A 25648-nucleotide genomic window follows, 5' to 3' on the forward strand; every position below is an offset into this window, starting at 1 on the left:
CCGCCCGACAGGGTGTCCCGTGGCTCTCGACCATGCCGCTGCCTCAGGCAGGAGTTCGCCTTCTTCTTGTTCCCCGACGCTGATCCCGGTGTCTCCCTCGGCGTCGACGTTTTGCCATTTCGTGACCCGAAGGACGGGAGGGTCTTGACATACGGGCCGGCGGCCACAATGTTGGCCTGACGAGTCATCAGATGCGCTTGACGCTTGGCACGGGGGAACAGGGGGCTCCATGCTCACGTGGGCCGAGGCCGGTGCGTGCGGGGCCGCCGGCGGGCTGATCGTCGAGGCTGTCGTCACCTTCGGGCGCTTGCACGCCTGGCAGCAGGCGCGGCACGCCGCCAGGTCCGCCGGGGATCAACTGCCGCGCATGGCCGAGTTCGTCGACCCGCTGGCGGACTCGCTGGCCGCGCTCTTCCGCGTCCTGCTGGGGTGCGTGGCGGCATGGGCGCTCCATGATCAGATCATCGGTGTCTACGCGGCAGTGGTGGTCGGCGCCTCCGCGCCCGCGCTGCTGGCCCAGATCGGCAGGGCTGCCACACCGGCCGACGCCCTGCGCCCTCCGGGAGAGGAGGCGAGCGGGGCGGCGTCCGCTCCTGGTGCTCCGCAGCCTCCGCTTCCTCTTCCGCACGAGGAGGCGGCCCCGTGAGCGCCGGGTCGGTGTCGCGGCGCGGTTGGAAGTCGTTCATCGGCGCGCAGCGGCACGGCCGGCCGCGGACGACTGCGCGCGGACGGGACGGGTACACCATGGGGATGCGGCTATGGGCTTCGTTCCTCGGCCTGGACCTGCCTCCCGCGCGCTCGTTCGCGGAAACGCGGCACGAACGACTGCAGCACGAACGACTGCAGCACGAAAGGCTGCGGCACGAACCGCTTCGGCATGAACCGCAGGAGAGCGACCCGCCCAAGGTGTCGCCGTGGACGTACGAGTCGTCGGCCCTGCCGGAGCAGGGATGGTTCGCCCTTCCACCCCTGATGGAGGCGAGCGGCCTGGCCGCGGCCGGTGGGGACGCGGTGGCCGTGGAGGCGTCGGCTCCTGGCGGGCGCGCCGTGTTCCTGCTGCGCGCCGGCGGGGGCGACCTTCCGGAGTACACCCTGGAGGTGGTGCTGCGAGGCGCCGGCGCCGACCTGCCGGTGATGTCGGTGGTCAAGTACACCGGTGCGGGAGGCGGCGAGCAGGTACTGCTGGTCCCGACGGTGCGTGGACCACTCGGCTCCGCGGCCGGCCTGGTCCGGTTGCCGGGGTTCACCGCAGGCTCGGCCGCCGGCTGGACGGCCTGTGCTCCCGCACCGGTGACGAGCGGTGCCACCTGGGACACCGCGACCGTCGCGGCCTCGGTCCGAGCGGCCCTCAACGAGGCGACCCGTGCTGCCTGGCGGCAGGTGCGGGAGCTCGTCGGCGAGGATCTGCAGGCGGTCATCGACGGCGAGTTGCGGTGACGGCGGAGGACGAACGGCGGGGCGTGAGCGACCCCGGCGGCCCACCGCCGTCCGGTCCCCCGGAGCCGTGGCGGACGAAGCGGCCACGCGACGCCCGCCCCGTCCGACTGCCGGAGCGGGCAGCGCTCGAGAAGGTGCTCCGGGGTACGGGGAGTTCGCAGGCCGCCCTGCGCGAGCTGCTCGGCGAACGGCAGCTGTGGTGGAGGTGCTGCCGCGAGGCGGTCCAGGCCGATCCCTCCTGGCTGTTCGACGGGCGCGGTGGGAGGGTGCACGCCGGGCTCCGCGCGACGGTGGCCGACCACGCAGCCGGCGCGCTGGCGATCGCCGACCACGCATGGCAGCTGGGCAGGTCCCTGGCGTCGGAGGATCCGCAGGACCATGAGGTGCTGGCGGGACTGGTCCGGGCGTGGCACGAGAGCGGGTTGGTGTCGGCGGACGCCGCCCCAGGGCCGGCGGCACCGTCCGGGCGCGGGCTCGAAGGCCTTTCACCGCAGGTGGCCGGCGCGCTGAGGTCCGTGGCCCGGCGGATCCCGAACCACCATGGTGTCGGGGTCCGGGGCAGTGGCCCGGCCGCCGGTGTGCTGGTGATCGCCGCGCTGCTGATGGCGGGGGCGGAGCCGCGCCCGCGGCCTGCCGTCAGGGTTCCGGTGGTGTTCGGGCGCTCCGCGGGGCTGTCCGGGCCCGCTCCGGCGGAGGAGGGTGTCACCGGCGTCCTGGAGTTGCGCGAATTCCCCGCGGGCCCGGCCGGGTTGTATCCGGACCCCCGGACGATGGCAGGGGTGCGCAGCCCCAACAGCCAGTTCGCCACTGCTCTCGGCCACGCGTGGGGCACCGCCGGCCGCCGGGGCGCCGGGCGGTGCGTGCTGTGGCGCCTGGTCCTCTCCGACGATCCCGTGCCTCCGGCGCGAATTGAGGGTCCGTCCCTCGGCGCGGCCTTCGCACTCGGCCTTCGCGAAGTCCTTCGGTACCCGGCATCCCGTCGGCCCGGCCTGGCTTCGGTCCGCGGTGTGTTCCGGGGCTTGCGCCCGCGGACGGCCGTGACCGGCGCGCTCGACGGAGGCGAGCGCCTCCTCAGGGTCGCCGACCTGGACGCCAAGTTGCTGGCCGCCCGCCGCAAGGGGTGGCGTCTGGTCGCGCCGGAGGCGAACCGGCTGGACGTCGCCGCGGCTCCCGAACCCGGCGACGTGAGGTTCGCGGCGGACCTCGGACAAGCGGACCGGTATGCCCGACGGTTCCGCCTCGGTCGGCTGGCCGTGGCCGCGCTCGTCCTCGTCGCGTCCAGCGCCGGGGGTGTCGCCCTCCAACAGCGGGACGCGGCGCGTTCCGAGCAGCGCGCGGCCCTGGTCGGCAGGCTCACGGCCGAGGCGAACCAGCTCCGGGGCACGGACCCCTCGCTGGCGGCCCAGCTCGACCTGGCCGCGTTCCGGATGCTGCCGGGTACCGGCCCCTACGCGAATCTCGTGGCGGACGGCAATGCGATCCTCTCCACCGCCACGGACGCCCACCGGCTGCTGGTGGACTCGGTGGCGTACCGCCCGCAGGGCGACGTCCTCGCCAGCGCGGGGGAGGAAGGCACGATCAAGCTGTGGAGCCTGGCCGACCGCGCCCGACCGTCCCTCCTCGGTGAACCCCTGACCGGCTCGGGCCTCGGGTTCAACGTGACGTTCGGCCCGGACGGACGCCTACTGGCCGCCGGCGGCTACCACCAGAAGGTCCGGCTGTGGAACCTCGCGGAGCCCGCACACCCCCAGGACCTGGGCCAGCCGATCGACGCTGACGGAGCACCGGCCTTCAGTCCGGACGGACGGACCCTGGCCACCGACGACGGCGGTGACCACACCACCGTCAGGCTGTGGAACATCGGCGACGGGGCGCATCCCACCGCCCAGCCCCAGGTGCTGACCGGAAAGACCGGCTACGCGGTGTCGCTGGCGTTCGGCCCGGACGGGCGCACGCTGGCTGCCGCCGGCAACGACAACACGGTCCGGCTGTGGAACCTCGCGCGCCCCTCGCAGGCCCCGGCCCTGCTGGATCCGCAGGGTGCCGCCGCTTCCGTCCACAGCCTGGCGTTCAGCCCGGACGGGCGCACACTGGCCACGGCCGACGACGGGAGGGTCTGGTTGTGGAACCTCACCGACCCGGACCACCCCGCCCTGCTCCCCCACTTCCTGAACAGCGGCGCGGGCTCCGCGGTGAAGCCGGCGTTCGGCCCGGACGGCCGGACCCTTGCCGTCGGCGGCGACAACGGCATCAGGCTGTGGGACCTCAGCGACCCGTCCGCCCCTGCGGCGTCGCCGCAGGTCCTCACCGCCGCCGGCGGCGTACGTTCCCTGGCGTTCGGCCCGGACGGCCGCACGCTCGCCGCGGGCAGTGCCGACGGCCGGATCACCGTGTACAGCCTGCCCGGCCGGAGTCTGCCTGTCCCGGCCGGCCAGGTCACCGGTCTCGCGTTCAGTCCGGACGGACGCCTCCTCGCCACCGGCGGCGAGGACGGCACACTCAGGCTGTGGAGCTTCACCGACTCGGCCGGCCCCGGAGCTCTGGGCCAGGCCCGGACCGGTGCAAGACCCGTGTACGACCTGGCGTTCGGCCCGGACGGCCGCACGCTGGCGACCGGTGATCTCGACGGCATCCTCAGGTTGTGGGACGTCGCCGATCCGGCAAACCCCCGAGCGACCGGTCCGCCTCTGCCGGTCGCGACGGGCGCGGGGCCCTTGGCGCTGAGCCCGGACGGCCGGACCCTGGCCGCCGGCAGCGGATCCCACGTCATCCGGGTATGGAGTCTTGCCGACCCGGCGCACCCCGAGCAGCACGGCGCGGCCCTGACGGACGTCAACCTCGTCGACCGGTTCGCGGTCGGTTCCGACGGGCACACCGTCGTCACCAACAACGGCGGCGGAACGGTCAAACTGTGGGACACGGCGGACCCGGCCCACCCGAGGGAGATCGGCACGCTCGGACCTGGCGGCAGATCGCCGGAACCGCTGGCGTTCAGCCCGGACGGACGCTTCGTGGCCAGCGCGAGGAACACCGCGACGGCGGTGTGGAGCGTGGCCGACCCGGTCCGTCCGGTGGCGCTGGGCTCCACGAGCGCGCGCAGCGACGTCGCGTCGCTGGCCTTCGGACCCGGCGGCCAAGTCCTGGCCTCCGGCGGCGAGGACGGCACGATCCGGTTCATCGACCCGGTCAAACCCGCCTCACCGAACCAGCCCTTGGCGGCCCATGCCGGATCCGTCTTCGCTCTCGCCTTCAGCCCGGACGGTCACACCCTGGCCAGCAGCGCGACCGACCGGGCCGTACGACTGTGGAACACGGACCCGGACGCGGCCGCGCGGTGGATCTGCGCCACCACCAGGAGCGTCACGGCGGACCAGTGGAAGCAGCATGTCCCCGGGGCTCCCTATCAGCCGCCCTGCCCTTGACCGACCGGCAGGAGCGGCGGTCGCGGGTCGTCGCGACCGCCGGAAGCGGAACAGATTGTGCCGTTCCCTGTGGCATTCGGGGGTTCTGGTCGTAGATTTGCAGTCAGGAACCGTGGTTGACGATGCGACAGGAGTGCTTGTGGCAGGCGAAGCAACGTTCGGTACGGACAGCGGCGTGGGATCGACGATCGCTCTGCTGGAGGCGCAGTTGCCCGCAGCGCGGGAGCGGCGCGGCCGGCTGGAGGGGGAACTCGCGGCCGCCGTCGCCCGGGAGAACGCCATCATCAACGTGCTGGAGGGCCTGCGGGCCCTGTCCGGTACGCACCTCGACGGCCGGGCCGACCCGCAGGAAGCCGTCGAGGCCCCGGCCACCGACCCGACGCCGAGCCCGAGCCCGGCCGAGGCCGCGGAGCCGGTGACTTCGGCGGCCCGCGGGCAGGCCACCGCCGCGGACGGCGCGGCGGAGGGCAAGGCGGAGGGCAAGGCGGACGCCGCACCGGCTTCCTCCGAGCCCGCGGCGACGCCCGTGGCGGAACCCGCAGCGAAACCGGCTGCGAAACCGGCGGCAAAGCCCGCCGCGAAGCGCGCGCGGAAGACCGCCGTCAGGGGCACGAGCACACGCGCGACCACCGCCGCGACGAAGCGCACGGCTGCGAAGAAGGCCGACGCGGGAAGGAGGACGACCGCCGGGAAGGCAGCGGTGGTGACGAGCACCGCTCCCGAACCCGAGCAGGGCACAGCCCCCGCAGCGGTCGCCGTCGCGAAGAAGGCCACCCGCAAGAACGCACCGAAGGCGGCACCCGAAGCGGACCCGAAGGACACCGGGCCGAGGACGGTGAAGAAGGCTGCCTCGGTCAGGACGGCGGCACCCAAGAAGGCCGCGCTCAAGAAGGCCGCGCCCAAGAAGGCACCCACCGCCAAGCCGGCGCCGGCGAAGGTGGTGTCCGCGAAGGCGGTGCCCGCGACCGGCAAGGCAGCGGCCACCGTCGACGCCCCGGCCGCTGCTGCCCCCGCTCCCGGCCCCGCTCCCGTCAACACCGCTCCCGACGAAGCGGCTTCGGCCCCGGGCCGGCGGCGGCTGACCGACGCGGAGGGCGTCCTGGCGGTACTGGCCCGGGCGCAGAACCCGCTGCGCGCCCGCGAGGTGGCCGGCCTGCTGGGCCTGGACGGTGCCGACACGACCGTCAACGCGATCCGCACCCGCCTGGAGCGCCTCGCCAAGTCCGGTCATGCGCAGCGCTCCGGGCGCGGTCTCTACACGGTGGCGGCCGACCGGCCCGGAACGGCGGGCTGAGCCCGGCGCCGCGCGGCGAGGCCCGGCGGGGACCGGCGGCGGTACGCTCCGGCCCTGCCGGTCGGTACCGGCGCCGGTCGGCAGCAGGCCGACCGGCGCGGTGTCGCTCAGAGCAGGGCGTCCGCCTTGGCCCGCATGTCCGCGGCCCGTGCGACACGGAGCTGGGTGAACAGCTCGGCGGCCCGGTTCCAGTTCTCGCGGGCCTCCTCCGTCGCGCCGAGCTCCACCAGGGCGGAGGCGAGGTTGTCCAGCGCCTCCGCCTGGTTGTAGCGGTCGTGCGTCTCCTCGAAGACCTCCAGCGCCCTGCGATGCCCCGAGACGGCGGCGTCAAGGTTGCCGAGGTCCTGGTGGGCGTAGGCGATGGTGCCCCAGGCCCCGGCCTCGTAGCGCCGGTCGCCGGCCTCCCGCAGGATGGGTATCGCCTCCTCGCACCTGGCGACGGCTTCCTGGTGATCGCCCAGCTGCACCAGCCGCCAGGCCGCGTCCGTGAGGGCCCGTCCGACCTCTTCGCGCTGGCCGAGGCCACGGGCGACCGCCAGGGCGTCGAGGGCGTGCCGCAGTCCCTCGGCGGGTCGTTCCAGGTAGAGGTACACCCAGCTGACATCGCGTTCGGCACGCGCCCGGCGCTCCACGGGCAGGCGATCCAGGTGCCGCAGGACGAGGTCGAGCGGGCTGTCGACGTCCTGGAGCCGGCCTGTCTCGATGAGGGCCCGGACCAGATTGTGGCCCGCCCTGTTGATGGTGACCGGGTCGTCGATCTCCAGCGCGGCTTCGAGCGCGCCGCCCGACGCGCCGATCTCCTCGCCCCAGCGGCCCTCCACCTCGTTGTAGGCCGCCCATTCGAGCGTCAGGTCAAGGCGGTGGCGCAGCAGGGCGGGGTCCGCGGCCGAGCGTCGGACGGCGAGGAAGGCCGGATCCTCCTGGGCGTACCAGTCGAGGGCGTCCTCGCGGCTGTCGATGACGACCTGGACGACTCCCGGTTCCGGGGCGCTGATCGGCAGGGCCAGGGACCGGGACAGGAACCGGTTGGCCGCGTGGGCGTTCTGCCGCAGGTAGTCGAGGAGCCTGGCCCGGGCGGCGAGGTGGTCGTCGCCTTCCTGGTGGACCAGTTCGGTTCCGTAGGACCGCAGGAGGTCGTGCAGGACGTAGCGGCCGACGGCGTCGCGGGAGAGCAGGCTGGCCGAGGTGAGTTCGCGCAGGCGCCGTCGGGCCGCCGGCAGCTCCACGCCCGCGAGGGAGGCGGCGGCCTCGGCGGACACCGCCGGTCCCGGGTGGAGCGCCAGGCAGCGGAAGAAGTGCGCCGTCTCCCGGGTCAGCGCGTGGTACGAGTGGGCGAGCACGGCACGGACGTCGGCCCGCCGGTCGTCCCCGGACAGGGCGTCGAGACGCGGTTCGGTCCGGCGCAGTTCACGGACGGCCGTGCTGAGGGCCATCATCGGGGCCGCGCTGAGCTGGGCGGCCACCACGGCGACCGCCAGCGGCAGGTGGCCGCACAGGCCGACCAGTTCGGCCGCCGCCGCGGGCTCGGCCCGGCAGCGCTGCTCGCCGATCCGCGCGGACAGCGCCGCCACGGCTTCGGCCTCCGTCCACACGTCCAGAGAGACGAGGGCGGCGCCGTCGGTGGCGGCGAGTCCGGCGAGCTGGTTGCGCGAGGTGATGATGGTCAGGCACCCCGGGGAGGCGGGAAGGAGGGGCCGGACCTGCTCGGCGGTCCGGGCGTTGTCCAGCAGTACGATCATCCGCCGGTCACGCGTCCGCTTCCGGAACATCGCGGTGCGCTCGTCGGTGCCGGCCGGCATCTCGTTGCTGGCGACGCCGAGCGCGCGGAGGAATCCCCCGAGGGCCTCGCCGGGGTCGAGGGGGCTGCGGGCGTCCTCGAAGCCCCTCAGGTTCACGTACATCTGACCGTCCGGGAAGCGGTCGGCCACCAGGTGCGCCCAGTGCACCGCCAGGGCGGTCTTTCCCACGCCGGCCATGCCGCCGATCGCCGAGATGACGACGTGTCCGGTCGGCCCGGAGGCCTCCTCCGCCTGTCCGAGGACGCCGGCCAGCTCAGATGCGCGGCCGCGAAAGACCGCGAGGTCGGGCGGCAGTTGCCGGGGCACCTGACGGGTGCGCCGGATCGAGGCCTGGACGAGGAGGCGCCGGGCGGGCCCCTCCAGCTCCAGGGCGTCCAGGAGTTCGTTGAGCGTGGCGGGGCGGGGCAGGCTCTTGCCACGCTCCATGTCGCTGATGGCCCGCACGCTCACCCCGGATGCCTGTGCGAGCGCCTCCAGGGTGAACTCACCGCGCCGGCGCGCCTCGCGCAGCAACTGACCGAATGTTCCTTCGTCCGTCCCCATCCGCAGGAAGGTAGAACAAGCCGACGCCCGCCACGGTCACTGTCCGTACTCCGGACGCTCCGGTCTCACGGGGGCTCCCGGTGGCACCACCGTGAAGGGTCCGCCCGTTCGTCCGGGCGTCGGCGCGAGCGGTCCCGCCGACGGAACCCGTCCGAGCGGTTACCTGTCGGCGGTTCGCCTGCGCGCAGCGCCGACCGGCCCGGGCCGCCCCGGCGTACGGGCCCGCGAGGGCCGCGGGCCCGGGCCTGCTGTCCGCCCGCGGCCAAGGCCGGGCCTCTGCCTCCCCGGTGCCACCGGCCGGCGCCGCACCGGCCGGCCGACGGTGCGCCCGACCCGGAGCAGGGAACGACGCCGGCCGTACGCTCAGGCGCCCGCCTCACCGCTGTGGCGGGCTCGGTAGGTGGCGGCCTTGACCCGGTTGCCGCAGGTCTTCATGGCGCACCATTCACGCCGGTGGCCGCGTGAGCGGTCGAGGTACACCTGGGTGCACTCGGGCCGGGAACACTCGCGGAGCAGGGCCGCCTCGTCGCCCCCGAGGATCTCGACGGTCTCGCGAGCGAGTGCCGCGAGCCCCTGGGCCGCGCCCCCCGTCCTGGTGGCACCGTCGGCGTGCAGGCGCAGCGTCACGGGCAGTCCCGCGGCGTGCTTGTTCACCTCGGCGACCGCCCGGGGCGGCAGCGGTTCGCCGTGGAGCCGGGCACCGACGAGCGAGTACACCGACTCGCGCAGGTCCAGGGCGATGGCGAGGTCGGTCTCGTCGGCGCCGGGCGCGGCGTCGAACATCCCGGACTCGACGAACCAGGCGTCGAGCTGTTCGGGGGTGGCCAGCTTCTCCCTCGGTGCCTCGTTGCGCCGCGCGCGGAGGGTCCCGACGAAGTCGAGGGGCAGGGTCCCGCAGGGAAAGGCATGCATCACATCACTATTCTGACCGGTTGCCGCCCCGACGGGAAATCCGCACCTCGGGCCGGCACGGCCAGTGCCTCGGTGCCCCGTTCACAGCTGGCCGGCGGCCAGCCAGACGGTCACGGCAGCGGTCGCGACGAGCCCGATGTTGAGGCCGACCTGACGGTCCTCGCCGGTCAGGTGGACGGCCGTCGCGCCGATCTGCAGGAGCACGAACCCGACGGCCGCGGCCAGGGCCGACCAGGGCGCGATGCCGGTCGCGGGCGGCAGGACAAGCCCGACGGCGCCCAGGACTTCGACCGTTCCCAGGGCCCTGACGGCGGGCAGCGGCACGCGGTCGACCCAGGCCATCATCGGGCGCAGCTGGTCGGGGCCGCGGACCACCTTGATCGCGCCCGCGTAGAGGTAGAACGCGGCGAGCAGGCCGGCCACGGTCCAGTAGGCGATGGTCATGTCTTCCCTTTCCTGGTCACCGTCGGTGGGTGACCCGCCGGCACCGGGGGCCCCGGAATCCGGCACGTGTGTCTGGGTGAGCGGCCGGCGGGACGGGTCCCGCCGGCGTGCGGGTGGGTGACGCCGGCTCACCGGCGGCGGTCGGATGCGCCGGCGGGCCCGCCAGCGGGACGGTCCACGGTTCACCGGGCGTCGCGTCGTCGGTCATGTCCCGAGTGCACCGCCGGGGGCCCGCCCGTGTCCAAGACCTGTTCCACCATGCCGATACCCCTCGGGTATCGTGGCAGCGTGGAGCTACGTACCCTGCGCTACTTCGTGGCGGTCGCCGAGGAACTCCACTTCGGCCGGGCGGCGGCCCGCCTGCACATGAGTCAGCCACCGCTGAGCCGGGCGATCAAGCAGTTGGAGACGGAGACGGGTGCCCTGCTGTTCACCCGCTCGCCGGCCGGCGTCGCACTCACCCCGGTGGGCGCGGTGCTGCTCGACGAAGCCCGGGCCCTGCTCGACCGGGCCGAGCGGCTGCGCCTGCGGGTGAGCGCGGCGGCCGACGGCGCCACCATCACCATCGGCATCCTGGGCGACGGGACGGACCCCGGCACCGCCAGGCTGGCCGCCGCCTTCCGCGCGAGCCACCCCGGTGTCGACGTCCGCATCCGCGACACCGACCTGACCGACCCGACCTGCGGGCTGCGCGCCGGGCTGGTCGACGTCGCCCTGACCCGTGCACCCTTCGACGAGACCGCCCTGACGGTGCGTGGGCTGCGCTCCGACCCGGTGGGGGCGGTGCTGCGCGCCGACGATCCGCTGGCCCGTCGCGGGCACCTGAAGCTGGCCGACCTGGCCGACCGCCGCTGGTTCCAGTTCCCGCAGGGCACCGACCCGGCCTGGCAGTCGTACTGGAACGGCGGCGAGCCGCGCGAGGGGCCGGTGGTGCGCGTCGTGCAGGAATGCCTGCACGCCGTGCTCTGGAACGGCACGATCGGCCTGGCCCCGCTCGGGCACGACCTGCCGGCGAACCTGGCCGTGGTTCCGCTGGTCGACATGGCGCCCAGCCGGGTGGTCGCGGCGTGGAACGACGGCGACACCAATCCGCTGATCCGCTCGTTCGTCGGGATCGCGACGGCCGCCTACCAGCCCTGAACGGCCGGCGGCGGGCAACGGGAGCCGGCCGCGTGGTCCTCCCCCAGGCGTCCCGCGGATCCGACCGCCCGCTGCCCCGAACCCGGTGGCCGGACCCGCCCCCGGCCGATCCCCCACCGACACCGCTCCGGGGCGGCGAGCAGAGGCCGGTCAGGCGAGCGGTTCGGCGTCCAGCCGGATGACCTCGGCCGGTCCGGCCCGGAACGCGGGGCTGGCCGCGTCGGCCTCGATCATGTGCGGGGTGACGTCATGGGCGGCGAGTGCGTCCTGCGACGACCACAGTTCGACGAGCACGAAGCGGTCCGGCTCCCCGGTCACCCGGTGCAGGTCGTACCGGAGGCAGCCGGGCTCGGCCCGAACGATCGGGGCCAGGCGTTCGAAGGCGGCGATCTGCTCGCCGCCCCGGCCGGGCCGGGTGGTGATCAGGATGACGAGGTGAACCGGCTGTGACATGCGCGGAAGGCTACCCGGTGCGCCGGCGGGGGGTGTTGGCCGGGTCGGCGGTGGCCCGTCCACCCCGACGGCGCCCCGGCACTCACCCTTTCGGGCCCGGAACGCGGCGCGGGCCGCCGGGGGATCCGACGATGAAGGTGCGAAACCCTGCCCGCCCGGAGATCGGAGACCGTGATGCCAACCCTGACGGTGTGGCGCTTCCCCACCCCGACCGGGGCCGACGCGGCCCTGGAGAGCCTCAAGGAGCTGCACCAGCAGCAGCTGATCACGGTGCAGGACGGTGCGGTGGTGAACTGGCCGGAGGGCGCCAAGAAGCCCAGGACCCGGCACCTGGCCAACCTCACCGGCCGGGGCGCCCTGGGCGGGGCGTTCTGGGGGATGCTGTTCGGTGTGATCTTCCTGGTGCCCATCCTCGGCCTCGCCGTCGGCGCGGCCTTCGGCGCCCTCGGCGGCTCGCTCGCCAAGGCCGGCGGCATCGACGAGGACTTCATCCGGCAGGTGCGCGAGAGCGTCACGCCCGGGACGTCCGCCCTGTTCGTGCTGAGCTCCGACGCCGTGCTGGACCGGATCCGGACGGCCTTCGAAGGCTGGGACGCCGAGTTGATCCAGACGAACCTCTCGGCGGAGGAGGAGTCCCGGCTGCGCGAGGCCTTCTCGGAGGACCACGAGAGCCACTGATCCCCACGGATCCCCTTGCTCCGCCTGATCCCCGTTGATCCACGCGAGCGGCACCCCACTGCACCCCACGGCGCCGCGCGGACCGGAGGGCCTCGCCGCCGTCCGGTCCGCGCGGCGCCGTGCGCCTCCGTCCACGGGACCGGCGGGTTCACCCCGCCGGGGGGATGCCGCGCCCGGCGGCCGGGGTCAGACTCGGTGGCGTCCGCCTTCCCGAGGAACCGGAGGCTTCCGTGAGCGACCTCAAGTTCGAACAGAAGCGCTCGTTGTCCCGCCTTGAGGCCGCCGACCAGCTGGAGGCGCTCGCCGCCGCCCTAAGGCACGGCGGCACCGCGGAGCTGCAGCTGGGCCCGGGGGTGCTGAGCCTGCGGGTGCCCGACGAGCTGCGCAGCGAGCTGGAGGTGGAGGTGGACGGCGGGGAGTTCGAGCTGGAATTCGAACTCAAGTGGTCGAACACCCGCCCCACGGGCTGAACAAGGACGGCGGCACCCCGTACGAGGGGCGGGTGCCCGCCCCGCTACCGGTGCCGACCGCGCCGGGGCGCCGCGGGCTCGGCCGGAGGACCGGTGGAGAACGCCTGGCGCAGAAGGATCGCCCGGTCGACGGCCGGGCGGTGCGGGGTGCCAGGCCGCTTCCGCGGCACCCGCACCCGCAGGGCCAGCGGCTGGATGGTGAGCCGCACCGGTGTGGGCATCAGCACGGCCTCGCCGTCGATGCCGACCGGGATCTCGGCGGCGTCCGACTCGACGACCACCTCGTGGGCGAGGAAGGTGCTCAGCCCCTTGGCCTGGCGGCCGCGGAGCAGGCCGGCCGCCTGGGCGGCGTTGTCGACGGTGATCGCGACGACCCCGAGCCGCCCGGAGTCGAGCCGGGCGCGTCGGCCCAGCCCGGCCGCGTCCCCCGACCCGTACGGGTTGTTGCTCACCAGCAGGGCCTTCGGGTCCTCGATCACCGGCCCGCCGTCGATCCGGACGACCAGCCGGGCGCCCTGGCGGCCGGAGAGCATCTCGGGCAGCAGCTGCAGGATGGTGCCGGTCTTGTCGTCGCGGTAGGCGGGGCTCTGCACGACGCCCGCGTAGGCGCCGAACGAGGCGTTGTTGACGAAGGTCCGCCCGCCGATCAGGCCGAGGTCGAGGCGGATCTCGACCCCGTCGTCCAAGGCGTCCAGCCCGGCGTCCGGCCGGTCCCGGTCGAGGCCGAGGTCCATCGCGAAGTGGTTGCGGGTGCCGGCCGCGACGACGAGGAAGGGCAGCCCGAACTCGGCGGCGATGCCGGCGACCAGCGCCTGGGTGCCGTCGCCGCCCGCGACCCCGAGCAGGTCGGCGCCGCCGGTCGCGGCGGTCCGGGCGAGCGCGGCGACGTCGACCTGCCCGGGGCCCTCCAGCAGCGCGACCTCCGCGCCCAGCGACCGGGCCTTGTCGTCGAGTGCGAAGCGCCCGACCTTTCCGCCGCCGGAACGGGGATTCATGATCAGGAAGGGCCGGGCCGGCCGCGGCGTCCGGACCTCGGGCATGCCGGACCTCGGCCGGCCCCTGGTCACCGCCGCCCTGGCGGCGGTCACCGCCGTGGCGGCCAGCAGGAGCACCAGCACGATCACCCAGAGCTGGTGCCGGACGATGTAGTAGACGGTCACGGCGACGGGCACCGCGACGGCCACCACGGCGCAGGCCCAGCGCAGCGGGCCCCGGTTGCTGAGGAACCACCAGAGCGCGGCGAGGGTGGCCGCGAGGCCCAGGACCCCGACGAGCAGGACGGCGAGGCTGGTCAGGCCGCCCAGGAGCAGCAGCACGACGACTCCGAGCGCCGCCACGCAGGCCAGCCGGGCCAGCCAGCGCTGGGCGGCCGTCACCGGTTGCCGCGGCGCACCGGCGCTCCCGGCCGTGGACACGGCAGGCCGGGACGCGCCGGGTGCGGGGGCGCCAGGTTCGGGGGCGCCGGGCGAGGGGGCGCCGGGTTCAGGGGCGCCGGGCGAGGGGGCTTCATGGCTGCCCGCCCCGTCCCGGGCCGGAGGCTCGACATCGGTCATGGATCCTCCGTAGCCGCGACGGGCGGACCGGACGGACCGGGGCCTCGCGGGCCCCGCCCGGTACCTCTGGGTTCGACGGTAGCCCCGTGTCCCGCTCTCCACCCGGTGCGGCGCGCGGCCGGGGGCACGCGCCGCTCAGGGGAACCACGCCTCGCGGGCCGGGTCAGTTCCAGGGGGTGACGGTCAGGGCGATCCGGGCGTCCGCGCCGAGGACGGGGCGGATGGTCTCCGGCAGCGGGATCTCGGCGCGCCAGACACCGGCGGCGGGGTTCACGTCGGCCAGCGGCGGACCGCTCGGCGTGTAGTCGCGGATCGCGCCCTCGACGGTGCTGTTCCACACCGCCCAGACCTCGGGCGCGGCGCCCGCGGGTGCAGCGGCGGCGCCGTTCCGGGAGCCGACGTCGACGATCAGGATGTCGTCCAGGTCGGCGGTCTGCTCCAGGTGGTCGCCGAAGCTGAGGAACCCGTCCACCCTGCGCAGCGACAGCACCCGCAGGTGCAGAGCGTGCCGCACGGGGCCGGCACCCTCCCGCGGGGCCAGCCGGCTGCAAAGGAAGGTGGTCACCAGGGGGACGTCCCGCTCCGGACCGCCGTCCGTTCGGGTGCGCGGCAGCTGGACCGGGCACCAGTGGGACGCCGTCTGCTCGTGCATCACGATCGGCAGCCCGCGCACCGACAGCCGCACCTCGGCCTGCCACTCCACCTGGTCGTCGGCCGGCAGCCGGTGCCCGACCAGGGCCGAGGCCACCCGCAGGTCGCCGAACAGGAAGCGGCGCAGGTTCTGGTAACCCTCCTCTGAGTTGACCAGCCCGTAGCTGCCGCTGTGCGAGCGGTGCACGTAGGCCCGGTGCGCGCCGGGGACGTAGGCGTTGTCGATCTGCACCAGCCCGTCGCTGCGGGCCCCCACCACCGCCGAGGACAGGCCCATCGCGACCCCGTAGTCCGCAGGGTTCGTGCCGACCAGGCAGAAGACCCGCTCCGGCGGGAACCCGCCCGGCATCTGCCGGGGGTCCCAGCCCTCGGGCGGCCCGTCCCGGTCCTGGAGCCCGGCCGGGGTCAGGTACTCGTACATCCGCTCCGGCCCGAAGATGTCGGCGCCGTTGATGCCGGTCGCGTCCCGCAGGCGCTCCAGCAGCCCGAGGCCGTGCTCGAAGGCGATGCCGCCGTGCGGGGTGCCGTAGGTGAAGAGCTTGTCCACGTACGCCCCCGGGTCCTCGCCGCGCTCGGGGAGGACCTTCTGCAGCAGGCAGCGACAGATGAGGCCGCCCATCGAGTGCGCCACCAGGTGCACCCGCGGCACGCCGGCCTTGGCGCGGATCTTCTCGATCAGCGCGAGCAGGCTCCCGGCGGCGTTCTCCAGCCGGTACTCCTCCGGCTGCGCGCCCCAGCTGCTCGCGGCGGCGTCGTAGAAGCGGTGCACCCAGACGGTGTTCGCCGGCACCTTCTCGGCCGCGTCCAGATAGGCCTCCTGGCCGCCCTGGACCCGGATCTCGTAGCCCTCGTCGAGCAGCAGGCGCAGCAGCGGGCTCTCGAACTGGTAGAAGCTCGGCTTGTTGCCGGCCCCCACCCGGATGTGCGTCGACCCCTCGTTGAAGCCGTAGAACGGGTCCGCCACGGCCTTGTCGATGCCTCGGGTGTCGCCGGCGAAGCCGCGGACGTACACCACCGGGAGCGTCTCGTTGGCGGGCATGGCCACCTCCGCAGGTCAGCACTCCTCGTCGCCCGGCAGCCGGGCGGTCGATGAAGATGGTGGAGAGTACTTGATCCGGGGATCGCGGCTGTCCAACAGCTCGTCGGCGATGCTGAATGTCCGTCCCGTTCGCCGAATCATGGGTGCAATCACGTGCAGTGACAATTCCGGGCCGAACCCACGGACTGTGTTCGCTCTCCGAACCACGTGCCCGATGTGCCGCGTCGCCGATGGATCCGTCGAATTCCGTGCCGCGCCCGGGACATCGGTTGTCGATCTGATGGAGCAGGGTTTTCAGGCTGACTGCGACCCGCCGAAGCCGTGGCGAACCCTCTCCTCGAAACCGGGCCCGACGGACGGACATGGATTTCGGCAGGGTCAGGGAATCGATGTGCCATCCACTCTATGCCCGCCCCCGCGGAGGCGTCCAACCCTCCCGGCCGGTGAATTCCCGAATTCCCGAACCCCCCTCCCGGGGATCGGCCCGTACCGGGCGGGCCGAGGGACAATGGCTTCAACCCGTCAATTCCGCTCTCCCGTAGGTCGGTCGACCCCGGAGACAGTCCTGTCCACCAGGTCACCTGTTCCATGAACCGAGGCCGTCCGACCACCCCCACCCCGCCCCGCCCGGCCACGGGGTCCGGCGGACGGCACCGGCAGCGGGCGCGGTGGACGGATATTCGACTCACCGTCACCACGGCGCCCGCCGCGACCATCCCCGCCGTCCGGGGCGGCCACGGACGTGGCGTCACGGTGTGTCACCCGATCGGCTTCCCGCCCCGGTCACACCGGGGACCACCCCGGTGACGGCTACGCTCCGCACCCGGATCCGCAGGGCCGGCCGAGCACGGCGGACGAGCGCGGGCCGGACGCCCGGACACGGGCCGTGACCTTCACACCCCTGGCCCGAACACCGAGCAGGCGGGCCTGGCCACCGAGCAGGCGGGCCTGCCGCACCGCCGACCGGCCGCCAGGGCCACCCGTCTGACGGCGCGGCACGGCAGGCCACCGCCCCGGGACGGACCGGCCGCGCCGGTGCACCGACGCGGATCCCGGCCGGTACCGAGGGCGGTACGGGTGCCTCGTGGTGGTTGACTGTCCGTACAAGTCGGATCGCTCGTCGACCCGGCCCGCAGACGAGGCGACCGGCCGAGCGGCTCGGACCGGTCGTCCCCCTGCGCACCGACCGCGACAGGGGTGGAAACATGATCGTTCTGGTGCTGCTCGGCGCCTTGGCGCTGACCGTCTGCGGCTGTGTCTGCGTGGTGTGGGCGGATCGCGGCGGACCTCGCTGGGTCCGGGCGGTGGCGCACGTGACCCTCGCCCTGGGTGAGACGCTCCACCGAGCCCGGAAGCGCCGCTGCCGGAGCCTGAACCAGTCGGGCGACTCCACCGGCGACTAGGACCACCGGGCCGACCGGCCCCGCGCTGCCGCCGCGACCGCGTGAGCCCGGCGCCGCCGACCGGAGCGCGGCCCGGGAAATGGGTGGAGGTACCCGGCCGGAGCTGTCACGCTCCCCGGATGGGTGCGATGGATGCGGTGGCAGGCAGGGTGGCCGGCGGAGCAACCGTGGAGTTCCGGCCCAGCGGCTCGTCCATGGTGCCGCTGATCCGCAGCCGGCAGCAGGTGGTGGTGGCCCCGGTCGACCCGTCGCGGCTGGAGGTCGGGGACATCGTCCTCGCCCGGGTGGCCGGGACGGTGTACCTGCACCTGGTCTCGGCCGTGGACCAGGCCAGGGGGCGAGTCCGGATCAGCAACAACCGGGGCCACGTCAACGGCTGGACCGGCCACGACCGGGTCTTCGGCATCTGCCTGAGGGTCGACGGCGTCCCCCGGACGGGCGCGGCCGCCAAGGCGCTCGGCTGAAGCACGGGCCACGAGCGGCCCGCCGCGCACACCCCCGGCATCCTCCGGCGCGCCGACGAGGCCCTCGACGGCACCAGCAGGCCCGCCGCCGGGACACCTTCCCCGGGGCGGCGCCCCCGGGGGCGCCGCCCGCCCGGCTCAGGACAGGTGGTCGGCGACGAGGTCGGCGAACTCCTCCGGGGTGAGGATCCGGATGCCGAGCTGCTCGGCCTTCGCTCGCTTGGAGCCCGCCTTCTCCCCGGCGACCAGCAGGGTGGTGCGCGAGGACACCGAGGAGGAGGCCTTGCCGCCGGCCCGTTCGACCAGCTCGTTCATCTCGTTGCGGGACAGGGCGGCGAGGGCGCCGGTCATGCTGCCGGTGACGACCACCGCCTCCCCCGCCAGCGGACCGCCCGCGCCGGAGGCACCGGCCCCCTCGGCGCCGCCCGGGGCCGTGCCGGCCGGCGCCGGCGCGGTGGGCGTGGTGACCGTGGTGCCGACGCCGTGGGCGGCGAGCTTGTCCAGCACGGGGGCGAGCTCGGCCAGCTCCTCGACGATCACCTGCGCCTTCTCGGTGCCGATGCCGTCCACCTCGGCCAGCGTGTCGGCGTCGGCGGCGCGGATCGCCGCCATGCTCCCGAAGTGGGCGGCGATCCGCCGCGACATGGTCCGGCCGGTGCCACGGACGCCGAGCGCGCAGAACACCCGGTTCAGCGGCTGCGCGCGGGCGGTCTCGATCGCGGCCAGCAGGTTGTCCGCGCTGGTGTCGCCCATCCGCTCCAGGCCCAGCAACTGCTCCCTGGTCAGCGCGAAGAGGTCGGCGACGTCCGCTACCAGGCCCGCGTCGACCAGCTGCACGGCCCGGGTGCCGCCCAGGCCCTCCACGTCCAGCTGGTCGCGCCCCACCGCGTAGCGGATCGACGCCACCGCCTGGCAGCCCCGGCCGCGGACGCAGCGCCAGCGCTGCTGCGTCCGGTCGATGGCGTCCCCGCAGCGCGGGCACACCTCGGGGAAGGCGATCGGCTGCTCGGCCCCGGTGCGCTCCTCCACGAGCGGCGCCTCCACCCTGGGGATGACGTCGCCCGCCCGGTAGATGAACACCTGGTCACCGATCATCAGGTCGCGGCGGGTGATGTCCGCCGGGTTGTGCAGGGTGGCGTACGTGACGGTGACCCCGTCGATCACCACCGGCTCCAGCACCGCGCGCGGCGCGATGATCCCCGTCCGGCCGACGTTCCACTCCACCTCCAGCAGCCGCGTCACCTTGTGCTGCGCCGCCAGCTTGCGGGCGACGGCCCAGCGCGGCGCGCGGGAGCCGGAGCCGGCCTGCTCCTGGTCGGCCGCGGAGTCGGCCTTCACCACCACGCCGTCGATCCCGAACGGCAGCACGGCCCGCAGGGCGGCGATCTCGTCGACCCGCTGCTGGACCTCCTCCACCGTCGCGCACCGCCGCGGGGCGGCCTGGGTGCTGGCCGCGGTGTTGGCGCCGAGGTCGGCGAGCCGGGCCAGCAGCTCGCTGTGGCCGAGGCCGGGCAGGCCGGTGGCGCTGTAGGCGAAGAAGGTGAGCTCGACCCGGTAGGGGCGGTCCTTGGCGCGCAGGGTGCCGGCGGCGCCGGAGCGGGGGTGGGCGAACGGCAGGGCGCCGTGGGCGGTGCGGATCTCGTTCGCCTTCTCGAACTGGTCCGTGGTGAGCAGCACCTCGCCGCGCAGCTCCACGTCCAGCGCCTCGCCGAGGGTGGCCGGCAGGCCGAGGACGTCGCCCGCGGCGTGGGTGATGTCCTCGCCGGCCAGGCCGTCCCCGCGGGTCAGGATCCGGGTGAGCCGGCCGGCGCGGTAGCGGGCGGCCACGGCCAGGCCGTCGAGCTTGGGCTCCACGCACCAGCCGTCCACCGGCCGGCCCAGCCGGCGCTCCAGCCCGGCCGCCCAGGCGGCGAGCTCCTCGGCGGAGAAGACGTTGTCCAGGGAGAGCATCGGCACCGAGTGCGGGACGTCGCCCACCACCGCGCCGCCGGCGACCTTGCCGGTCGGCGAGTCGGGGAGCACCTCTTCCGGGTGCGCGCCTTCGTAGGCCTCGATGGCGCGCACCAGCGCGTCGTACTCGTCGTCACCGAGCGGGGTGGAGCCGTCGGTGTAGTAGGCCGCGGCCGCCCGGACGGCGGTGGTGACGGCGTCGGCGTACGCGGCGGGAGAGGCCAGAGTGGCTGCGTCCTTCATACGGATCATCATGGCGGGCGGCACTGACATCGGGCCCGGCGGCGCACGGCCGGGCCCCTGGAGCACGCCGGCCGCCGCGGGCGCACACCAGGTGCCCGGACCACCCGGCGGGCGCACCCGGGGGCGCTGCTAGCCTGACCGCATGACCGGGGAGGACGCCAGGCAGGGGAGTTCCGGCGTACCGGCACCGAGCGGTCCGCAGCGCGCGCTCATCATCGCGAGCTTCGTCAGCCGGGTGGGCAACGGCCTGTTCAACACCGCCGCGGTGCTCTACTTCACGCTGGTCGTGCACCTGCCCGCCGCGCAGGTCGGAGCCGGCCTCACCGTCGCCGGGCTGACCGGGCTGCTGGCCGGCATCCCCGCCGGGAACCTGGCCGACCGGTACGGGCCGCGCAGGGTCTGGCTGACCTCCCTCGTGATGCAGGCCGCGACGATGGCGGCCTTCGTCCTCATCCAGAGCTGGGTCACGTTCACGCTGATCGCCACCCTGGACCGGCTGGCGGCGACGGCGAGCGGCGCCGCGGGCGGCGCGCTCGTCGCCCGGGCCGGCGGCGAACGCCCGGCCGCGTTCAGGGCGAGGCTGCGCACCTTCGTGAACCTCGGCGTGGTCCTGGGCACCCTCGGCGCGGCCTTCGCCGTCGCGGCCGGCACCCGCACGGCGTACACCGTGCTCATCCTGGCCAACGCCGCCAGCTTCGCCTGCGCCGGCCTGATCGCCCTGGCCGGCGTCCCCGACTACCGGCCCCTGCCGCGACCCGCGGAGCACCGGCGCGGGGCAGTCCTCGCCGACCGGCCGTTCATGTCCTTCGCCGCGCTCTACGGCGCCATGGGCCTGCAGTACCAGACCGTCTCGCTGCTGCTGCCGATCTGGCTCTCCGCCCGCACCGACGCGCCCCGCTGGACCGTGGCGGCGGTCTACGCGGTCAACAGCGGAGTGTGCGTGCTGCTGCAGAGCAGGATCGGCTCCCGGGTGGAGACGCCGCGCGAGGGCGGCCGGGCGTTCCGCATCGCCGGGCTGCTGTTCCTGGTGAGCTGCCCCCTGATGGCCCTGACCGCGGACGTGCCGTCCTGGACGGCGCCGGCGCTCGCCGTCCTCGCGGTCTGCGTGCACAGCCTCGGCGAGGTGTGGGAGTCCTCGGCCGGGTTCGCGCTCGGCTTCGGGCTCGCTCCCGAGCACGCCCAAGGGCAGTACCAGGGCCTCTTCGGCGTCTGCTTCGACGCCGGGCAGGCGATGGCGCCGGTGATCCTCACGACCGCGGTCCTCGGACTCGGACACGCGGGCTGGCTGCTGCTTGGCGCCTTCTTCGCGGTGCTGGGGGCGGCGGGCCCGCCGGTGGCCGCATGGGCCGAGCGCAGCCGCCCGACCGGCGGGGGCACCGCCGGCGCCGGGCATGAGCGACCCGCCGGGGCCCCCGTGCCCGACACCGCCTAGGTGCTGCCGCACCGCGGACTCGACTACTCTTCGGCGGAGGTCCCGGGCACCGGGCCCGGGGTTTCGGTGGGGGTTCGTGTGGTTGCCGGTCGTGTGGTCTCCGGTCGTGTGGTGCGGTACGACGGTGCTCGGGGTTACGGGTTCATCGCCCCCGACCACGGCGGCGAGGATGTTTTCCTGCATGCGAACGACATGCTGATCCCGGAGGCCGCGGTGCGTTCGGGCCTCGCCGTCGAGTTCGAGATCGAGGACGGGGACCGCGGTCTGAAGGCCTCCTCCGTGCGGCTGCCCGCCGGATCCGCCGCACGGCCGGCGGATCCGCTGCCGGGCGGCGCCGCGCCGGCCACCGAGGACGACGAGGACGACGAGGACGACGACTCCCTGTGCGACGTGCTCACCGCCCAGGAGTTCCGGCAGGAGGTCACCGAACTCCTGATGGAGTGCGCGCCGACGCTGACCGGGGAGCAGATCCTGCAGGTCCGGCGCGGGCTGCTGCAGTTCGGACGCAGGCACGGCTGGACCGAGGGCTGAGGCGGGAGCCGAGGCGCTCGGCCCGGAACGGCGCGGTGGAGCGGGGACGAGCGGGGCGGGGCCGGGGCGACGGTTCGGGCCCGCCCGCCCGGTCCGGACCGGACTCGACGCGCGAACCGGCTCCCCCGGACCGACCCACGGGCCTACAGTGGCAGGCGTGAGCGTGTACTCCCCCGCGATACCCGCCCTGGAGGCCGTCCGGCGACGGTTCGGGGCCGAGCTGTTCGCGCGGGTGGCCGGTCCGCAGGGGCCGGCCAACCGCAGCCGCATCCACGACACCCCCGGCCCCCGGTGGTTCGGCCCGGAGCGGCCGGTCCGGGCCGTGCACGGTGACGCCTCCATGTTCATCGGCGGCCTGAGCGCCCTGCTGCTGCAGTCCCTGCACCCGGTCGCGATGGCCGCGGTGGCCGGCCACTCGGGCTTCCGGGGCGACCCCTGGGGCCGGCTCCAGCGCACCAGCACCTTCCTCGCCGTGACCACCTTCGGTACCGCCGAGGACGCCCAGCACGCCGTCGACCGCGTACGGGCCGTCCACGAGCGCATCCGCGGAACGACGCCGGACGGGCAGCCGTACCGCGCGGCCGATCCGCACCTGCTCGGCTGGGTGCACGCCGCCGAGGTCGACAGCTTCCTCCGGGCCCACCGCCGCTACGGCGCCCGGCCCCTGGACGACGCCGGGTACGACGGGTACGTCGCGGACGCGGCCCGGGTCGCCGCCGCGCTCGGCGTCGTCGACCCGCCCCGCGACCAGCGCGGACTCGCCGCGCGGATCGACGCCTACCGGCCCGAACTGCGGGCCACCGACGAGGCCTTCGACACCGCGCGGTACCTGCTGCTGCGCCCGCCCCTGCCGCTGGCGGCCCGCCCCGCCTACACCGCGCTCGCCGCCGGGGCCGTGGCCCTGCTCCCGGGCTGGGCCCGGGCGGAGCTGCGGCTGCCCCGGCTGCCGCTGATCGAGCGGACCGCGGTGCCGCTGCTGGGGCACGGGGTGACCAGGGCGATCCGCTGGGCGATGGCCGCCCCGGCGGCGCCCGGCAAGGCCGGCCCCGGCTCCGGTGGCGGGAGCCCCGCCGCACGCCCGGCCGCGCCGCCGAACGAGGCGGACGAACCGCCGGGGGGCTGAACGCGCTGCTCGGGGGACGGAGGGTGCCGGCCCCCGACCGGGTCGGCGTGGTGCGGCAGCGCCGAGGCCGGTGCGCGGGCGGGGCGTCGGGGCCGGCGAGGCGGGCGGGAAGGTCAGGGCCCGGACCGTCGGTCCTGGGCGGGCGGCGGGGCGTTTCCCACCGCCCGGGCGCCGGTCGGGAACCCACACCCCGGCGCGATGTGCGGCCACGCAACTCCGGCGGCTCGCCCGTCCGCCGCGGCCCCGTCAGGTACGGCGGTAGGCCCCGGCGGAGGTTGGCCGACGGCCTGTCAGCACCGCGGGCCCGGGCGCCACCGGGGTGACCGGAGGGCCGCGCGCCCACCGAGGACCCGTAGCAGGTGAGCCCCCGCAGGAGGTGTTACGTTGGCGAACTCACGTGCTATCGAGGGAGCGCACCATGGCAGAGCAACCGCCCCGCAGGATCCGCAAGCCGCACACGGCGGAGGTCGTACGCACCGAGCGGATCACGCCGCACATGCAGCGAGTCGTCCTCGGCGGCGACGGGCTCGCCGCGTTCAGCGCGGACACCTGCACCGACCACTACGTGAAGCTGTTGTTCCCGGCCGCGGGGGTCAGCTACCCCGAGCCGTTCGACCTGGAGCGGATCCGCGCCGAGTTCCCCCGTGAGCAGTGGCCGGTGACCCGGACGTACACCGTGCGTTCCTGGGACCGGGAGCTGCGGCAGCTCGCCATCGACTTCGTCGTCCACGGCGACGAGGGCCTGGCCGGCCCGTGGGCGGCCCGCGCGCAGCCCGGCGACGTGGTGCGGTTCAACGGCCCCGGGGGCGGCTACACGCCGGACCCGGCCGCCGACTGGCACCTGCTGGCCGGCGACGAGAGCGCCCTGCCCGCGATCGCGGCCGCGCTGGAGGCCCTGCCGGCCGGCGCGGAGGTCCGCGCCTTCGTGGAGGTGGCGGGCCCCGAGGACGAGCAGAAGATCGCCACCGACGCCGAGGTGGTCTGGCTGCACCGCGGCGACCGGCCGTTCGGCGAGGCGCTGGTGGAGGCCGTCCGGGCGCTGGAGTTCCCGCCGGGCCGGGTGCACGCCTTCGTCCACGGTGAGGCGGGGTTCGTGAAGGAGCTGCGCCGGCAGCTGCGGGTCGAGCAGGGCATCCCGCGCGAGGACCTGTCGATCTCGGGCTACTGGCGGCTCGGCCACAACGAGGACGGCTGGCAGTCCTCCAAGCGCGATTGGAACGCCCAGGTCGAGGCCGAGCAGGAGACTCCCACCGCCTGACCGGCGCCCCGCCGGCCCTGACTGCGGAGTTGCCGGACCGGACAGTCAACAGGCCCGCCGTCCCTGCCGGTCGGCGCCGCCCCGGCCCGATCTCCCGAGGGGCACGGGCCCCGGGCTCCCCGGCCGCCGGAGAGTGATGTCTCGGCGGCCGGGTCTGAGCCTCGGCAGTGGCCACCCGGATGCGGTTCCGCCATCCGGACCGCGCCCCCTGCCTGTGCTCCGCCTGCCCCGCAACTTCCGTGGCAAACACCACCCTTGCTGTCCCGCGTCCGTACAGCGGGGCGACGCCCGGCAGTTGACGGACCCCGACGCGGCGACCCCCGGTCACGACACCTTGACCGTGCGCAACGCCGTGGTCACCCTTGGTGGCATGATGGAGGACTTCGACATCCGGGGCGGCGGGGTGCCCGGCGCCGTGGTCCGCTTCGTGCTGGCCCTCGGCGTACAGGCAGGACTGGTACTGGGCGGGGCCTGGACGCTCGTGACGGTCGATCGGCTGAGCGACGGGAACCCGGTGGACCGGTTCGTGATCGCGGTGGCGTCCTGCGGCGCACTGATCTGGTCCGTCGCCTGGACCGCCCGCGATCTGGATCCGCCCACCGTGGTGGTCGCCGTCCTGTACCTCTCCGCGGCCGCCGTGCTGCTCGGCGGCGCGACCTTCGGCCTGCTGACCTGGCTCTGGTCGGATCAACAGGTGCTCCACGACCGCGGGGTCACCGTCCCCGGAGTCGTGGGCCGGCACTGGCAGTCGGGGGACGGGGTCGGCCTCGATCCGGGGCCGCTCTTCCACTACGACGTGGTCGGGCCCGACGGCTCACGCTGGAGCTTCAGGACCGAGACCGCCGGGCAGCGGCCGGACGTCGGCGCACCCGTCACCCTCACCGTCGACCCCGAGGACGAGGTCCGGCCGCGACGAGGGGCCCGGCCGGACGCACCGCCCTGGGGCGTCGCCACGGGTGCCCGGGACGCCGTGTTCGCCGGCGCCCTGGTGCTGGCGGTCGCCGCGGCCGCGCCCCGGCGCTGAGACGAGACCCTCCCCAGGGACAACGGCGGCCCGTGGCAACGTGACTGACGGAGCGCCGGCTCCGCAGGGATGCGCCGGTCCCGGCACGGGCATCCTGCTCCCGGGGGGGGGGCGGCCGGCGGCCGCGCTCGCGGAAGCGGGCGACGACGGACGGGTGGCAGGCGTTCGGCGTACTGGCGACACCGGTGGGAGAGCCGGTGAGGGAGCTGGTCCCCTGGGCGGACGGCGCCGTCGACGCCTACCGCACCCTGCCGGCCCGCCGGGCCGACCAGCTCTTCGTCCTGCGACGCGGCGTCGTCGACACGAGCGCCGGCAGGCCGAACTGCGTCAGGTCCAGGGCCTCAGGAGGCACTTCGCGGCCGCCTGCGGCACGCACCGGCACGGG

At 74.8% G+C, this 25648-nt stretch carries 22 protein-coding genes; 14 read left to right on the forward strand and 8 right to left on the reverse strand.

The annotated features are described in order from the left end of the window. Positions 1 to 229 precede the first annotated feature (229 nt). From J2S46_RS02730 to J2S46_RS02745, 4 genes are all read left to right on the forward strand, one after another. Positions 230 to 646, forward strand: coding sequence for a hypothetical protein (locus tag J2S46_RS02730; RefSeq protein WP_191291431.1), 417 nt, complete (start codon positions 230 to 232; stop codon positions 644 to 646). A gap of 104 nt (positions 647 to 750) precedes the next feature. Then, complete coding sequence (locus J2S46_RS02735) at positions 751 to 1437, forward strand: hypothetical protein (protein WP_307348507.1); 687 nt, start codon at positions 751 to 753, stop codon at positions 1435 to 1437. 134 nt (positions 1438 to 1571) lie between these two features. After that, positions 1572 to 4859, forward strand: coding sequence for a WD40 repeat domain-containing protein (locus J2S46_RS02740; RefSeq protein WP_191291429.1), 3288 nt, complete (start codon positions 1572 to 1574; stop codon positions 4857 to 4859). A gap of 139 nt (positions 4860 to 4998) precedes the next feature. Beyond that, positions 4999 to 6153 carry a hypothetical protein gene (locus J2S46_RS02745; RefSeq protein WP_191291428.1) on the forward strand — a complete coding sequence of 385 codons (1155 nt, stop codon included), beginning with the start codon at positions 4999 to 5001 and terminating at the stop codon, positions 6151 to 6153. Positions 6154 to 6260: 107 nt separating this feature from the next. Here the strand turns inward: J2S46_RS02745 and J2S46_RS02750 are convergent, their stop codons facing one another. The 3 genes from J2S46_RS02750 to J2S46_RS02760 form a co-directional block, all read right to left on the reverse strand. After that, positions 6261 to 8495 carry an ATP-binding protein gene (locus tag J2S46_RS02750; RefSeq protein ID WP_191291427.1) on the reverse strand — a complete coding sequence of 745 codons (2235 nt, stop codon included), beginning with the start codon at positions 8493 to 8495 and terminating at the stop codon, positions 6261 to 6263. Positions 8496 to 8858: 363 nt separating this feature from the next. Next, positions 8859 to 9410 (reverse strand): CGNR zinc finger domain-containing protein, encoded by a 552-nt coding sequence (locus J2S46_RS02755; RefSeq protein WP_191291426.1) that lies wholly within the window; start codon positions 9408 to 9410, stop codon positions 8859 to 8861. Positions 9411 to 9488: 78 nt separating this feature from the next. Further along, positions 9489 to 9851 (reverse strand): DoxX family protein, encoded by a 363-nt coding sequence (locus J2S46_RS02760; RefSeq protein ID WP_191291425.1) that lies wholly within the window; start codon positions 9849 to 9851, stop codon positions 9489 to 9491. A 258-nt stretch (positions 9852 to 10109) separates the two neighbouring features. On the opposite strand from J2S46_RS02760, the gene J2S46_RS02765 reads away from it, so the two are divergent. After that, positions 10110 to 10991: a LysR family transcriptional regulator gene (locus J2S46_RS02765; protein ID WP_191291492.1), complete on the forward strand. Its 882-nt coding sequence runs from the start codon at positions 10110 to 10112 to the stop codon at positions 10989 to 10991. 150 nt (positions 10992 to 11141) lie between these two features. On the opposite strand, the gene J2S46_RS02770 is transcribed toward J2S46_RS02765, so the two are convergent. Then, entirely contained in the window at positions 11142 to 11444 is a 303-nt protein-coding gene (locus tag J2S46_RS02770) for a putative quinol monooxygenase (RefSeq protein WP_191291424.1), read from the reverse strand. Positions 11445 to 11618: 174 nt separating this feature from the next. On the opposite strand from J2S46_RS02770, the gene J2S46_RS02775 reads away from it, so the two are divergent. After that, positions 11619 to 12122: a DUF1269 domain-containing protein gene (locus J2S46_RS02775; protein ID WP_191291423.1), complete on the forward strand. Its 504-nt coding sequence runs from the start codon at positions 11619 to 11621 to the stop codon at positions 12120 to 12122. Between the two features lie 230 nt (positions 12123 to 12352). Further along, complete coding sequence (locus J2S46_RS02780; protein WP_191291422.1) at positions 12353 to 12592, forward strand: amphi-Trp domain-containing protein; 240 nt, start codon at positions 12353 to 12355, stop codon at positions 12590 to 12592. A gap of 44 nt (positions 12593 to 12636) precedes the next feature. On the opposite strand, the gene J2S46_RS02785 is transcribed toward J2S46_RS02780, so the two are convergent. The 3 genes from J2S46_RS02785 to J2S46_RS02795 all read right to left on the reverse strand — a co-directional run bounded on the left by J2S46_RS02785 (position 12637) and on the right by J2S46_RS02795 (position 15976). Further along, positions 12637 to 14145: a diacylglycerol/lipid kinase family protein gene (locus tag J2S46_RS02785; protein ID WP_191291421.1), complete on the reverse strand. Its 1509-nt coding sequence runs from the start codon at positions 14143 to 14145 to the stop codon at positions 12637 to 12639. A gap of 163 nt (positions 14146 to 14308) precedes the next feature. Beyond that, positions 14309 to 15835: an esterase/lipase family protein gene (locus J2S46_RS02790; RefSeq protein WP_191291420.1), complete on the reverse strand. Its 1527-nt coding sequence runs from the start codon at positions 15833 to 15835 to the stop codon at positions 14309 to 14311. A 15-nt stretch (positions 15836 to 15850) separates the two neighbouring features. Continuing rightward, entirely contained in the window at positions 15851 to 15976 is a 126-nt protein-coding gene (locus J2S46_RS02795; protein ID WP_268255704.1) for a hypothetical protein, read from the reverse strand. 1064 nt (positions 15977 to 17040) lie between these two features. On the opposite strand from J2S46_RS02795, the gene J2S46_RS02800 reads away from it, so the two are divergent. Further along, positions 17041 to 17238 carry a hypothetical protein gene (locus J2S46_RS02800; RefSeq protein WP_191291419.1) on the forward strand — a complete coding sequence of 66 codons (198 nt, stop codon included), beginning with the start codon at positions 17041 to 17043 and terminating at the stop codon, positions 17236 to 17238. Between the two features lie 119 nt (positions 17239 to 17357). Next, positions 17358 to 17702 carry a S26 family signal peptidase gene (locus J2S46_RS02805; protein ID WP_191291418.1) on the forward strand — a complete coding sequence of 115 codons (345 nt, stop codon included), beginning with the start codon at positions 17358 to 17360 and terminating at the stop codon, positions 17700 to 17702. A 138-nt stretch (positions 17703 to 17840) separates the two neighbouring features. Here J2S46_RS02805 and ligA read toward each other — a convergent pair whose 3' ends face one another. Then, complete coding sequence (gene ligA, locus J2S46_RS02810; protein WP_191291417.1) at positions 17841 to 19925, reverse strand: NAD-dependent DNA ligase LigA; 2085 nt, start codon at positions 19923 to 19925, stop codon at positions 17841 to 17843. A gap of 112 nt (positions 19926 to 20037) precedes the next feature. On the opposite strand from ligA, the gene J2S46_RS02815 reads away from it, so the two are divergent. The 5 genes from J2S46_RS02815 (at position 20038) to J2S46_RS02835 (ending at position 25263) form a co-directional block, all read left to right on the forward strand. Continuing rightward, on the forward strand, positions 20038 to 21327 hold the full coding sequence (locus J2S46_RS02815; protein WP_191291416.1) for an MFS transporter: 1290 nt from the start codon (positions 20038 to 20040) through the stop codon (positions 21325 to 21327). Between the two features lie 93 nt (positions 21328 to 21420). Next, on the forward strand, positions 21421 to 21858 hold the full coding sequence (locus tag J2S46_RS02820) for a cold-shock protein (protein WP_191291491.1): 438 nt from the start codon (positions 21421 to 21423) through the stop codon (positions 21856 to 21858). Between the two features lie 157 nt (positions 21859 to 22015). Next, complete coding sequence (locus J2S46_RS02825; protein ID WP_370882159.1) at positions 22016 to 22981, forward strand: oxygenase MpaB family protein; 966 nt, start codon at positions 22016 to 22018, stop codon at positions 22979 to 22981. Between the two features lie 418 nt (positions 22982 to 23399). After that, complete coding sequence (locus J2S46_RS02830) at positions 23400 to 24239, forward strand: siderophore-interacting protein (RefSeq protein WP_191291415.1); 840 nt, start codon at positions 23400 to 23402, stop codon at positions 24237 to 24239. Positions 24240 to 24534: 295 nt separating this feature from the next. After that, the gene (locus tag J2S46_RS02835) at positions 24535 to 25263 is read left to right on the forward strand and encodes a hypothetical protein (protein ID WP_191291414.1); all 729 of its coding nucleotides are present in this window, start codon (positions 24535 to 24537) and stop codon (positions 25261 to 25263) included. Positions 25264 to 25648 lie beyond the last annotated feature (385 nt).

Source organism: Kitasatospora herbaricolor (assembly GCF_030813695.1).
GTDB lineage: Bacteria > Actinomycetota > Actinomycetes > Streptomycetales > Streptomycetaceae > Kitasatospora > Kitasatospora herbaricolor.

What these genes read in the sequence shown, in the direction of transcription:
- J2S46_RS02785 (WP_191291421.1), bottom strand. Translation starts at nt 14,145, where the DNA reads ATGACCGATGTCGAGCCTCCGGCCCGGGACGGGGCGGGCAGCCATGAA.
- J2S46_RS02830 (WP_191291415.1), top strand. Translation starts at nt 23,400, where the DNA reads ATGGCAGAGCAACCGCCCCGCAGGATCCGCAAGCCGCACACGGCGGAG.
- J2S46_RS02775 (WP_191291423.1), top strand. Translation starts at nt 11,619, where the DNA reads ATGCCAACCCTGACGGTGTGGCGCTTCCCCACCCCGACCGGGGCCGAC.
- J2S46_RS02730 (WP_191291431.1), top strand. Translation starts at nt 230, where the DNA reads ATGCTCACGTGGGCCGAGGCCGGTGCGTGCGGGGCCGCCGGCGGGCTG.
- J2S46_RS02800 (WP_191291419.1), top strand. Translation starts at nt 17,041, where the DNA reads ATGATCGTTCTGGTGCTGCTCGGCGCCTTGGCGCTGACCGTCTGCGGC.
- J2S46_RS02815 (WP_191291416.1), top strand. Translation starts at nt 20,038, where the DNA reads ATGACCGGGGAGGACGCCAGGCAGGGGAGTTCCGGCGTACCGGCACCG.
- J2S46_RS02795 (WP_268255704.1), bottom strand. Translation starts at nt 15,976, where the DNA reads ATGATTCGGCGAACGGGACGGACATTCAGCATCGCCGACGAGCTGTTG.
- ligA (WP_191291417.1), bottom strand. Translation starts at nt 19,925, where the DNA reads ATGTCAGTGCCGCCCGCCATGATGATCCGTATGAAGGACGCAGCCACT.
- J2S46_RS02750 (WP_191291427.1), bottom strand. Translation starts at nt 8,495, where the DNA reads ATGGGGACGGACGAAGGAACATTCGGTCAGTTGCTGCGCGAGGCGCGC.
- J2S46_RS02760 (WP_191291425.1), bottom strand. Translation starts at nt 9,851, where the DNA reads ATGACCATCGCCTACTGGACCGTGGCCGGCCTGCTCGCCGCGTTCTAC.
- J2S46_RS02735 (WP_307348507.1), top strand. Translation starts at nt 751, where the DNA reads ATGCGGCTATGGGCTTCGTTCCTCGGCCTGGACCTGCCTCCCGCGCGC.
- J2S46_RS02770 (WP_191291424.1), bottom strand. Translation starts at nt 11,444, where the DNA reads ATGTCACAGCCGGTTCACCTCGTCATCCTGATCACCACCCGGCCCGGC.
- J2S46_RS02765 (WP_191291492.1), top strand. Translation starts at nt 10,110, where the DNA reads ATGCCGATACCCCTCGGGTATCGTGGCAGCGTGGAGCTACGTACCCTG.
- J2S46_RS02790 (WP_191291420.1), bottom strand. Translation starts at nt 15,835, where the DNA reads ATGCCCGCCAACGAGACGCTCCCGGTGGTGTACGTCCGCGGCTTCGCC.
- J2S46_RS02805 (WP_191291418.1), top strand. Translation starts at nt 17,358, where the DNA reads ATGGGTGCGATGGATGCGGTGGCAGGCAGGGTGGCCGGCGGAGCAACC.